This is a genomic window from Pseudomonas sp. DWP3-1-3b3, from assembly GCF_049896305.1.
Taxonomy (GTDB): domain Bacteria; phylum Pseudomonadota; class Gammaproteobacteria; order Pseudomonadales; family Pseudomonadaceae; genus Aquipseudomonas; species Aquipseudomonas azotoformans_A.
The window spans coordinates 145,890-157,057 of the sequence record NZ_JAFCUA010000012.1; the positions used below are offsets into that span (position 1 = coordinate 145,890).

8 protein-coding genes and 1 rRNA gene are annotated in these 11,168 nt (G+C 57.5%); 5 read left to right on the forward strand and 4 right to left on the reverse strand.

Going from position 1 to position 11,168, the window contains the following annotated elements; all coding sequences use genetic code 11:
- Window position 1: 1 nt before the first annotated feature.
- Window positions 2–1,027, reverse strand: a complete 1,026-nt coding sequence (locus ACP7BX_RS27410; RefSeq protein ID WP_314524196.1) for an ABC transporter substrate-binding protein — start codon at window positions 1,025–1,027, stop codon at window positions 2–4.
- 14 nt (window positions 1,028–1,041) lie between these two features.
- A complete protein-coding gene (locus ACP7BX_RS27415; protein ID WP_426130677.1) occupies window positions 1,042–1,935 on the reverse strand; it encodes a TauD/TfdA dioxygenase family protein in 894 nt (297 codons plus the stop codon).
- A 367-nt stretch (window positions 1,936–2,302) separates the two neighbouring features.
- On the opposite strand from ACP7BX_RS27415, the gene ACP7BX_RS27420 reads away from it, so the two are divergent.
- The 5 genes from ACP7BX_RS27420 to ACP7BX_RS27440 all read left to right on the forward strand — a co-directional run bounded on the left by ACP7BX_RS27420 (window position 2,303) and on the right by ACP7BX_RS27440 (window position 8,884).
- Window positions 2,303–3,013 (forward strand): GntR family transcriptional regulator, encoded by a 711-nt coding sequence (locus ACP7BX_RS27420; RefSeq protein WP_426130675.1) that lies wholly within the window; start codon window positions 2,303–2,305, stop codon window positions 3,011–3,013.
- A gap of 317 nt (window positions 3,014–3,330) precedes the next feature.
- Window positions 3,331–4,089, forward strand: coding sequence for a DUF3050 domain-containing protein (locus tag ACP7BX_RS27425; protein ID WP_426130673.1), 759 nt, complete (start codon window positions 3,331–3,333; stop codon window positions 4,087–4,089).
- The gene (locus ACP7BX_RS27430; protein ID WP_426130671.1) at window positions 4,086–5,033 is read left to right on the forward strand and encodes a diiron oxygenase; all 948 of its coding nucleotides are present in this window, start codon (window positions 4,086–4,088) and stop codon (window positions 5,031–5,033) included. Before ACP7BX_RS27425 ends, ACP7BX_RS27430 begins: the two co-directional genes overlap by 4 nt.
- Window positions 5,030–8,407, forward strand: a complete 3,378-nt coding sequence (locus ACP7BX_RS27435; RefSeq protein WP_426130669.1) for an amino acid adenylation domain-containing protein — start codon at window positions 5,030–5,032, stop codon at window positions 8,405–8,407. The genes ACP7BX_RS27430 and ACP7BX_RS27435 overlap by 4 nt, the downstream gene beginning before the upstream one ends.
- 18 nt (window positions 8,408–8,425) lie before the next feature.
- Window positions 8,426–8,884 (forward strand): SRPBCC family protein, encoded by a 459-nt coding sequence (locus tag ACP7BX_RS27440; RefSeq protein ID WP_314524188.1) that lies wholly within the window; start codon window positions 8,426–8,428, stop codon window positions 8,882–8,884.
- 45 nt (window positions 8,885–8,929) lie between these two features.
- On the opposite strand, the gene ACP7BX_RS27445 is transcribed toward ACP7BX_RS27440, so the two are convergent.
- Both ACP7BX_RS27445 and rrf read right to left on the reverse strand, forming a co-directional pair.
- A complete protein-coding gene (locus ACP7BX_RS27445) occupies window positions 8,930–10,810 on the reverse strand; it encodes a methyl-accepting chemotaxis protein (RefSeq protein ID WP_314524187.1) in 1,881 nt (626 codons plus the stop codon).
- A gap of 283 nt (window positions 10,811–11,093) precedes the next feature.
- A 5S ribosomal RNA gene (rrf, locus tag ACP7BX_RS27450) occupies window positions 11,094–11,168 on the reverse strand; the annotation flags it as partial.

Below are 11,168 nucleotides of genomic sequence, written 5' to 3' on the forward strand. Positions count from 1 at the left end.
CTCAACTTCCTTGCAGGGGCTTGGCATCCTGGAAGAAGTAGTCCTTCCACGATTCAGGCTTGTTCTTGATAGCGCCGACGCGGTAGAGGAATTCCGCCAGCGGATAAGTATTCTTGGGCGTGACGCTGAATTCGAACTGCGGGTTGTCGATGATTTTCAGCAGTTCGGCACGGTCAATCTTGGCCTTGGTCACGCGGATATAGGTGTCGGCCGCAGCCCCTTTGTCGTTCTGGGCGAACTGCGCGGCTTCGGTCAACGCCTCAATGAATGCCTTGTAGGTTTTCGGATTGTCATTGCGGAATTTCTCAGTGGCGAACAGCACCGTCGGCGAGTTCGGGCCGAGCAGATCGTAGGTGTTCAGCACCACATGCACGTTGGGGTTGGCCAGGGCCTGGTCCTGGAACGGCGGGTTGGAAAAATGCCCGGTCAGCTCGGTGCCGCCAGCGATCAGGGCGGCGGTTGCATCCGGGTGCGGGACGGCAACGGTGTATTTGTCGAGGCGATTGAACTCCTTGTCGCCCCACTGTTTGGCGGCGGCGTATTGCAGGAAGCGCGACTGCACAGAAACGCCGACCGCAGGCACCGCGATGCGGTCCTTCTCAGTGAAATCGGCGATGGTCTTGACCTTGGGATTGTTGCTCACCAGGTAGTACGGGAAGTTACCCAGGGACGCGACGGCCTTGACGTTCTGCTTGCCGTGGGTGCGGTCCCAGATGGTCAGCAGCGGGCCAACGCCAGCACCGGCAATGTCGATGGAACCGGAGAGCAGCGCGTCATTGACGGCGGCGCCGCCGGACAGCTGAGTCCAGTCGACCTTGATGTCGATACCTTCCTGCTTGCCGTATTTTTCGATCAGGTTCTGATCGCGCACCACGTTGAGCAATAGGTAAACGATGCCAAACTGTTCGGCGATACGGATCTCACCTTCGGCCTGCGCGGCTGTCGGTGTAACAAGGCTGCCAGCCAGCAGGCTGACGCCCAGGCCGACGGTTGCGGCCAGCCGTGCGAATGGAATTTTCCTGGACATGGTCGTGCTCCGAATCAGAAAGGCGCGTCGCCCTGAATGGTGGTGCGAAACAGCTTGCGGCGCAGATGGCTCGGGCAACCGGCGGCCAGGTGGATCAGCGAGCGGTTGTCCCAGAACACCAGGTCGTGGGGCTGCCATGGGTGGCGGTAGATGTTTTGCGGCAACACGCTGTGGGCGTAAAGCTGGGCCAGCAGGTCGCGACTTTCGTCTTCCGGCAGACCGACGATGCGTGTGGTGAAACCCTCGCTGACGAACAGCGCCTTGCGGCCGTTTTCCGGGTGGGTACGCACGACGGGGTGCACCACTTGCGCAACCTGGGCAAGCTGCTCGGGGGTCAGTGTGGGGCGCCAATTGCCTTCGAATTTGGTTTCGCTGTAGCGCGCGGTGTAGGAATGCGCGGCGCTGCGGCCTTCAACGGCGGTGCGCAGATGCGCGGGCAGTTGGTCCCAGGCTTTGTGCATGTCGGCGAACAGGGTGTCGCCACCTTCAGAGGGCAGCTCTTGGGCGTGAAGCATCGAGCCCAGGCTCGGCAGTTCTTTATAGGACAGGTCCGAATGCCAGAATTTGCCGGCGTCTCCCAGGCCGATGGATTGACCGTTTTCGATGATGTTGGAGACGATCAGAATTTCCGGGTGGTTGGCCAGCAGGAATTGCTTGAGCACGTGGATCTGCAGCACACCGAAGCGGCGGCTGAAAGCGATCTGCTGTTCGGGGGTGATGCGCTGGTCGCGGAACACCACGACGTGATGGTCCAGGTGCGCGCGGTGGATACGTGCAAAATCCTGGTCGTTGACCGGTCTCGACAAGTCCAAGCCTATGATCTCGGCGCCGACGCTGCCGGGCAATGGACGAATCTCGAAGGTTTGGGCGGTAGCGTTCGCTGTTGGAACAGTAGAGGTGGCGGACATGAGGTCACTCCCGGTCAGACAGGAGATTGACTTTATAGATATAAGAACGGCTATTTAAATACCGTTAATGAATATCGATATGCGGGAATGTTCCGGCTCAACCTCATGCTGCTTGGCCCTGGGGAATAAATTACAGCAGTAAAGTGTTCAGTCCATAACACCTGATGCTGCAATTGTCGGCGCTTGAAGCAGGCTGGATGAACGTGGATGCGTAAGGCGCCTTAAGTGCTGGCTGTGGGCGCTGGGAGCGCTATGTTGAAACGCTTACAAGCCGAAACTGTGCCCGTTTGACAAGCTTACGGACAGTCTCTAGTGTGCATTGGATCCAATTAGCCACGTCCATTCGAATAAGGAGGATAGCGTAACCGTGACGCAGAAGCCGACCCCTTTGAACAGCATCAAGATCAGCGGACCTATTCCCGCCCATCTCGCGCGTTCCGTAATTGAAGAAACCTTGCGCAACGCCATCCTGGATGGTCGATTGCCCTGTGGTACTGCCATGCGCCAACAGGAGTTGGCCAGCCTGTTCGGGGTCAGCCGCATGCCGGTGCGTGAAGCCTTACGCCAGCTGGAAGCCCAGTCACTGCTGCATGTAGTGACGCACAAGGGCGCCGTTGTTGCTCCGTTGATCGAAGACAACTCGGCCGAGACCTATGAACTGCGGATGTTGCTGGAGTCTGAAGCGTTGCGCCTGTCGATTCCTTTGCTCACAGACACCGATATCGTCGAAGCGGAGGCCTTTATTTGTGCCCTCGAACAAGAAAAAGACTACTCAGAGATAGGACGCCTCAATCGCCTGTTTCACATGGCACTTTATGGCAAGGCCCCGAACCAACGGCTGCTCAAATTGGTGGAGCACGGTTTGAACGAAGAGGAGCGTTTCCTGCGTTACAACCTTGAGGCCATGGGGCTGGGCGAGACATCCCAGGAAGATCACCGCGAACTACTGAACCTCGTGGCGCAGAAAAAAACCCAGGAAAGCATCCTGACCCTGCGCAACCACTTGATGCGAGGCATGGAGGTGATCACGGCATACCTCAATGGCTTGGATGCCCCCGCCAAGAAAGGCACGTACTAAGGCGTCATCCCCTGCTGCGGGGCGAACTAAGTAACGGTTGGCGCCCCGCCCCGGAAGAAACTTCCCACTGCCAACAAAGCAACCAGCTTACAGCAAATACTATTTAGAAAAATTTCTAACACATTTGTATGCCCGCCAAGTTGTTTAATCCGCTTATTATCTTTTATTACTAAACCAGACACTTCGCTAGACGTTGCAGCCCCCATATCGAGCTCTCCTGCACGCCAGCAACTGGTCTACTGCTACTCACCTCTTGCCAACTACAAATACTCATCGCTGTTTTTCACAGCAGACGCGGCAACTTATAGGCACCAACCATGCATCAACCGTTACTTGAAACAGTAAAACTTCAGTTATGCGGGCATCCGTTATTTTCAGAAATAACTTCCCTGCGAAAGTTACAACTTTTTATGGAAAGCCACGTATTTGCTGTCTGGGATTTCATGACCCTCGCCAAGCGGCTGCAACAGGACCTGACCTGCACTAGCCTCCCCTGGCTGCCGCCTGCCGACCCACACGCAGCGCGCTTGATCAATGAGGTCATACTGGGTGAGGAATCAGACCTGCATCCCGAGACAGGCTATTGCAGCCACTTCGAACTCTATCTGGAGGCGATGGCGGAGGTAGGGGCCAATACCTCGTCGATCAACCGCTTCGTTGCGCTGCAACGTCAAGGCCTGGAAGCAACTGCCGCCTTGCAGGCGATCGAGGTTCTTCCCGGCGTCGCTCGCTTCGTCAGCGATACATTGCAGCTTGCGCTAAATGCGCCTATCCATTGTGTGGCGGCCACCTTCCTGCATGGTCGCGAGCATGTCATCCCAGGAATGTTCGAGCGCATCCTGCAATCTGATGAGTTCATCCATCGCCAGGCGCCTATCTTGTGCGCCTATCTCAAGCGTCACATCGAACTGGACACCCAGGATCATGGACCGGCGGCAGAGCAGTTGCTCGAGCGCCTGGCCAACGCTGACCCGGCATACCCGCAACAGGCCAACGACTCCGCGCTCGCTGCCGTGGAGGGGCGTATCGCGTTGTGGGATGAGGTTCGCGCCTCACTGCAGGAGGTGCACCCATGAACGGCACCGACTACCAACCCATTGCCCACGACTGGGAGCGCCGAGCAACCATTCGCACACGCCCGCGCCGCTTGCTGGAGAGCGATGACAAGCTGATCTATCCCCTGTGCCGCCAGCCCTTGGTACTCAGTGCGACCTTTCTTGAACACTGCCCGCAGTGGCGCGATTTTGTACTGGTGCAGAGCTTCTACAAATTCATCAACGACGTGGTGATATTCGAGACCGAGATCGTCGACGAGACCGCACGCAGCATCGCCAAGAATCGCTTCTCGGTGCAGTTCCCGCTGATCTGCCGTATTGATGCGATGACTGTCGTTGTGGACGAGGACTACCACGCATTGGTTGCGTTGGATTTCCTGCAGCAAACCGTGGCCATGACCGGTATACAACCGTTGGAACTGCCCAGGGAAATCGAATTGAGCCGCGCGCTGCCGGCGGCACAGGCACAGGCGCCAGCTCACCTGCGCGATGCCGTCGCGTTGATTGGGGTGGCCATTGCCGAAAACACAGTGACTCACGATGTGGCCGCGTTCTCCAAGGACACCAGTGTCAAAGCCTCCATCCGCGGCCTGATGGCCGACCACCTATTTGATGAAGGCCGCCACGCACAATTCTGGGTACGGCTCGTACGCTTGTATTGGCAGGCCGCGAGTTCGGACGACCGCAACAGCATTGCCAAGGTGCTGCCGGTTCTACTGGCCCAGTACCTGACGAACGACCTGCAAAAAGATTTCGACCTGTACGTGATCGAACATCTCGACATCAGCACCCACCTGCGCAGCGAATTACGCGATGAAGTCGCGGCGCTGGCCTTCCCCATCACACGTCAGCATCCATTGATGGCCAATATCCTTGGCTTCTTCCAACACAGCGGTTTGCTGCAGACGCCAAGTGTGGCGCAAGCGTTGAACGATTACCTGCCAGCGTCCGGGAGGGTGGCATGAGGCGACTGACCATCAGCTTTGCCGGCGCCAGCAACGCCTTGCGCGCTGTCAGGCAGGAGTTGGAACAGTATGGGCATATGTCGAGTGATGAAAGCGTCGACCTGTGGATCGAAGACGGCAGTCAGTCGCTGCAAGACCAAAACCATCACACGCCAGGCTTAAGTCTACGCCTTGGGGTTGGCCCGTTAACCGGCTATGGGCTGCCCGCTCTGCAGCTGCGCGCCTATGGACCTGACCGACAGTTCGTGGCGGTACTGAACATCGCCGACGAGCCCAGTGGTAATGGCCACAGGCTCCGCCAGCAGGTAACGCATGCGCTGGTGGAATGGGTCGCGCTGCACGTCAGTGGTTTCGCACGGGCCCCTGGGCAGTTCACGCTGAGTGGCGTCGCCAATGACTGGCCTGAACAAGGTCTGGAAGTACTGGAAGCGCTGGCATTCACCCACCGCTTCAACGACACCGCAGACCCTGCTGTGATGGAGGAGGCCAGGTTGCCGTTGATCAACCGGTTGCAGGCAAGTTTTTACACTTTCGCAGACCGGGCCGCCTTGAACATAGGTGCCAGCGAAGTGACCTATCGTCACCTGCATGCTCGGGCCTCAGCAATCCAGCAACAATTACGCCCCTTGCTGGAGACTGCGCAGACGCCAGCAGTGGTGGGGGTGTGCCTGGAAAAATCTATCGAACTGTATGCCAGCATTCTTGCGGTGCTGGGCTGCGGCGCAGTGTACCTCCCGCTGGATCCGGAGCACCCGACTCATCGCCAGCAGACCATGCTCGACATCGCAGGCGCTCGGGTATTGCTGGATACCGGCCAGCACCCATTACGCGGGCGTTTGACTTCATTGGATGTCAGCATCAACGACCACCGCGACGCCGCCATCGCACGCCCATTGGTGCACGTTCGCCCTCATGTCGATGCGCCCTGCATGATGTTTTTTACATCAGGCACCACCGGCCAACCCAAAGGCGTGTTGCTCAGCCAAGCCAACCTGGCACATTTCACAGCATGGTTCAGGTCCTGTGTGAGCCTGGATGAACAGGGCCGCGTGTTGCAGTTCTCGCCACTGAGCTTCGATTCATCACTGATCGATATTTTCCCCGCCCTGATAGCGGGTGCCACGTTGATTGTCCCCAGTGCAGAGCAACGACAAGACCCTCAGCAACTGCTGGAACTGCTCCATCGGCAACGCGTCACTCACGCCTTTCTGCCGCCTGCGCTGCTGAGCATTCTGCCGCTCGGTCAACCGTTGGGCCTGACGCACCTGCTGACCGGAGGTGATGTGTGCGAACCTCATGTGATCGAACATCTGGCGAAGCAGTGCCAGCTTCACAACCTCTATGGGCCTACGGAGGCCACGGTGCTGGTCACCCATCGGTCGTTGCGCCCCAGTGACAGCAACCGCAATCTCGGCCACCCCATCGCCAACAGCCAGGTTCTGATCCTTGATGAAGACCGGCAACCGGTGGATGAACAGGTGATGGGCGAGGTGTATATCGTCGGCCCTGGCGTGAGCCTTGGGTATGTAAACGCGCCACCACAGGCCAACAGCCCTTTCGTGGAGCTGGCAATCCCAGGTGGCCAGCTCTTGCGTGCCTACCGTAGCGGCGACCTGGCACAGTGGACTGCCGACGGGATCGTGATGGGGGGACGGCGTGATGACCAAGTGAAGATCCGTGGTTTTCGGGTCGAGCCGCAGGAGATTGAACAGTGCTTGCGCACCAGCCGGTTGTATCGCCAGGTGGCGGTGGTGATCGACCATGACCGCAGGATCCGTGGCTTTGTCGCCCAACCTGAACCTGGGGCTACCATAGCGGCCCTGCAGCAACACGCGCGACAGTGGCTGCCGGACTACATGCGACCCGGTTTCTGGGAAGTTTTGCCACGCATACCGTGTTCCAGCAACGGCAAAATTGACCGCTCGGCATTGCTGGCAATACCGCTCCAACCTACTTTGCAGGCTGCCCGGAGCGCCGTACAAACCCCGCTTCAGATCCAATTGACCCGCTTGTGGATCGAGCTGCTGGCGTTGCCCGTGGGAGAATTGTCTATTGACGAAAGCTTCTTCGACCTGGGCGGCCATTCGATTTTACTGTCGACCCTTTTACTGCGTTTTCGCGAACAATTCGGCCGTGGCTTCTCGCTGAATCACTTCATTGAGGCGCCGACGATTCGTACGCTCGCAACATTGGTGGAGAACGGCGAACCACCCGGGGCCCCCTACAGCCAGGCGATCCGCGACGCTCAACAAGAGTGGCCACTCAACACGCTGCCCGCGGCTTGCGTGGGCGATCCTTACAAAATGATCGTTACGGGGGCCAACAGTTTTGTGGGTGTCCATATCGTCGAAGCATTGTTGGCCACTGGAGCAACCGAGATAGCGTGCCTGATACGCGAGAAACCCGGACAGTCGGCAATGGCACGATTCACCCAAGCGTTACGCGAGTATCGTCTGGAACATCTTGACCTGAGCAGGGTGCGGGTACTTGCGGCTGATATCAGCCTGCCTCGATTGGGTTTGGCCAACGATACCTATGAGACCCTCGCTAAACGCTTTGGCGTGCTGGTGCACAACGCGGCACAGGTCAACCATGTGAAGGACTACGCATCACTGACCAGGGACAACGTTGACCCCATACTCGAATGCCTGCGTCTGTGTGAGACGCACTGTAAGAAGGTCTTCAACTTCATCTCAACACTTTCAGCTTCCAGCAGTATCGACGCCCAGGGCTATGTCCTCGAAGCGCCCGCCGCGACTACGCTGCCGCTGTACATCAAGAATGGCTACAACTTGTCCAAGTGGGTCGCCGAACGGCAATTGAGGCACGCTGTGGACCGCGGGGCCTGGGTGAACATCTATCGTCCCGGCAATATCAGTTTCAACAGCCTTACAGGCGTCTGCCAGCCGCAGAAAAATCGCCTGATGCTGATGCTCAAGGGATCACTGCAATTGGGCCTGCTACCACGACTGACGTTGAACTTCGACCTGATGCCAGTGGACTTTCTGGCTCGTTTCATCGCGTTCCACTGCGACCGTTTTCAAGCCGATCGGTGTGTGTTCAACCTGCACAACCCGCAGCCTTTGAGCTGGGCGCATTACTTGGATGCCTTTAGCCGTGCAGGGCACCGTTTCAGGCGGGTGAGCGTTGCGCAATGGCAACAGTCGCTACGAACGGTCAGCCAGGACAACGCTCTGTTTGGCGTGCTTGGTTTTTATCTCGACCGTCTCGACGAAGATATCGGTGACACCTCAATGATTCGTCACGACAACGCGCGACAGGGTGTCCAGCAGATGGGGGCCCACTATCCAGAAAAAGACCCGGCGCTGTTGAGTAAAGGCTGCAACTACCTCAAGGCCATAGGCTTTCTTTAAACACCTAAGGACAACCTTATGAAAGCGCTGCAACCCGATACATTAATTCGCAACCCGAACGGCCTGCCGATAGTGGCATCTGTCGTGATCGACTGCCCTGCCCCTCGCCTGTGGGACATGGTGGGACAATTTGCCCGATTCGATGTGTTCATTCCTGACCTGGCCCATATCGAAATGAGGGGCACAGGTGTGGGTGCCTTGCGTACAAAGCTATTCCGCGATGGCAACTGTGTGGTGGAGCAGCTTAATAGCCGGGACGAGCAGGCCATGCAAATGACCTGGACCACGATCTACAACACCCTTGGGGTGGCCAGGTTGTGGGCGGCGATCCGTGTGGAAGCCCTTGGAGCGGAGCGTTCCAAGGTGGTATGGACAATCATTGCCGAGCCCGCCGACAGGACGAATACAGGGTTTGAACAGTTTGTGCGTGGCTTCGCCGAGAATGCCCTGGAAAATGTCCGCCGGATACTTGGCTAAGCGGCAGGGGCGAGTTAAATCGCTCCTGCCGGATCAATCAACGGGTCAGATCTTGAAACTGTCGACCAATTGCTTCAATCGATTCGCCTGTTGCGACAGCGCATCGCAGTCTTTCAGGGTTTCATTGAGGTTGGTCACGCCCTGCTGGTTCAGCAGATTGATCTGGTTGATATCCACATTGAGAGTTTCCACCACGGCCGTCTGTTCTTCAGTAGCTGCAGCTACGGACTGGTTCATGCCGTCGATCTCGACAATCCGCTGCGTCACGCTGACCAGGCGCTCACCTGCCTGGTTCGCGACCTGTACGCTTTCTTCGCTGGAGGCCTGGCTGGCATTCATGGTGGTGACCGCTTCACGCGAGCCCACTTGCAGCGAAGTAATCATTTTGTGGATCTCCTCGGCCGACTCCTGGGTGCGGTGAGCCAAATTGCGCACCTCGTCAGCGACCACTGCGAAACCTCGACCCGCCTCACCGGCACGGGCCGCCTCGATGGCGGCATTGAGTGCCAGCAAGTTGGTTTGCTGCGAGATACCTTTGATCACATCAAGAATATGGCCGATGTTGTCGGTGCTGGCGTTGAGCGTCTCAATCTGGGTGCAGGACAGGCTGATTTTCTGCGACAGCTCCGACATTGCCAGGATGGTTTGCTCCACCACTTTGCGCCCGTCGTCGGCTTGCTCACTGGCGCCGCTGGCGTGCTGTGACGCATCGGCGGCGTTACGTGCGATTTCCTGGGTGGCCGCGCCCAGTTCGTTGATCGCTGCCGCCACGCTGTTGGTACGGGCGCTTTGCTCGTCAGAACCAATAATCGAGGCATTGGACGAGGCCATTACGCGTTGGGACAAATCGTGGACCTGACGGGTTGCGGAAGACACTTCCGAGATCGAAGCGTGGATGCGTTCTACGAACTGATTGAAGGCACTGCCGACTTCGCCGAACTCGTCCTTGCTAGTCACAGCGAGGCGACGGGTCAGGTCGCCCTCACCCTGGGCGATGTCTTGCATCGCTACGCCCATGGTGGTGAGCGGGCGCAGCAAGACTTGAATCAGCAAGCTCAAAAGCACTGCAATCGCGACCACGGCGATCAGCATGGCAATCAGTGCAGAAGTGCGGAACTTGCCTAACGGTGCGTAGGCTTTGTCTTTATCAATCGACAGACCGATATACCAATCTGCACCGGGTAAACCACTGATAGGAGTGAACGACAGGATGCGGTCCTGGCCATTGAGGACGACGTCCTGGTTCACCTTCTCGATGCGTACCTGGGTGCCGGGGTAGATGTCCTTGAGGTTCTTCATCACCTGGTCCTGATCAGGACTGACGATGACTTGGCCATCGCCGCTGACCAGGAACGCATGACCGATACCGCCGAAGTCCACCGAGTTGATGATCTTCACCAGGGTCTGCAGGCTCAGGTCGCCACCGACTACGCCGAGCAATTCGCCATTCTTTTTCACCGGCATGGCAATCGTCACGATCTGCCCACCCACTGCTGCCATGTAGGGCGGAGTGAGCATGGGTTTGTCGGCTGCCACTGCCTGCTTGTACCAGGGACGCTGACGGGGGTCGTAGCCGTCAGGCATTTTTGCGTCCGGACGCTGGGTGAACACACCGTTGGTTTGGCCAACGTAGGTGAATTGGAAGTTTGAGGTAAATGCCGGTTGATCGACCAGGCCAGGCAGATCAGCTCCACTGCCTTGGTGAGCGACGTTTTGCGTGAGACTTTCAAGCACCAGTATTCGACCGCTAAGCCAGTTCTGCACACTGCTGGCGGTGAGCTCACCGGATTGTTGGATGGACGACTCCAGGTTCTGCTTGATGGTGCTGCGTTGCAGGTAGTCGTTGTAGAGGGTGAATAACGCGAAGGCTAGAACCACGACGCCTGACGCGGCCAACAGAATTTTATGACTGAACTTGAGATTCATTTCATCGACTTCTTTTGCCAAAGGGGGGTGAGCGTGCCGAGTGGAACATTCCATGTAACGGTATAGGCGGACTCTCGGGCCGCTCTATTTCGGTGCACGCATGGCTCGTCAGGCTTTCGGCCAAGGTTTGGCAAATCTTAGGTATTTGTGAGGTATTTCCTGTTTTCACGTAGGAAACCGACCGGCGGTACATGTATGCGGCAGGGTTACCAAGCGTGGTAATTTTTGGCCCTAAACGACAAAACCCCTGTCTGCGTTAGCAGACAGGGGTTTCGGAATTCAATCTTGACGATGACCTACTCTCACATGGGGAAACCCCACACTACCATCGGCGATGCATCGTTTCACTGCTGAGTTC

Excerpts from the sequence above, each read along its gene's own strand:
- ACP7BX_RS27410 (WP_314524196.1), bottom strand. The coding sequence starts at position 1,027 with ATGTCCAGGAAAATTCCATTCGCACGGCTGGCCGCAACCGTCGGCCTG.
- ACP7BX_RS27415 (WP_426130677.1), bottom strand. The coding sequence starts at position 1,935 with ATGTCCGCCACCTCTACTGTTCCAACAGCGAACGCTACCGCCCAAACC.
- ACP7BX_RS27425 (WP_426130673.1), top strand. The coding sequence starts at position 3,331 with ATGCATCAACCGTTACTTGAAACAGTAAAACTTCAGTTATGCGGGCAT.
- ACP7BX_RS27430 (WP_426130671.1), top strand. The coding sequence starts at position 4,086 with ATGAACGGCACCGACTACCAACCCATTGCCCACGACTGGGAGCGCCGA.
- ACP7BX_RS27435 (WP_426130669.1), top strand. The coding sequence starts at position 5,030 with ATGAGGCGACTGACCATCAGCTTTGCCGGCGCCAGCAACGCCTTGCGC.
- ACP7BX_RS27440 (WP_314524188.1), top strand. The coding sequence starts at position 8,426 with ATGAAAGCGCTGCAACCCGATACATTAATTCGCAACCCGAACGGCCTG.
- ACP7BX_RS27445 (WP_314524187.1), bottom strand. The coding sequence starts at position 10,810 with ATGAATCTCAAGTTCAGTCATAAAATTCTGTTGGCCGCGTCAGGCGTC.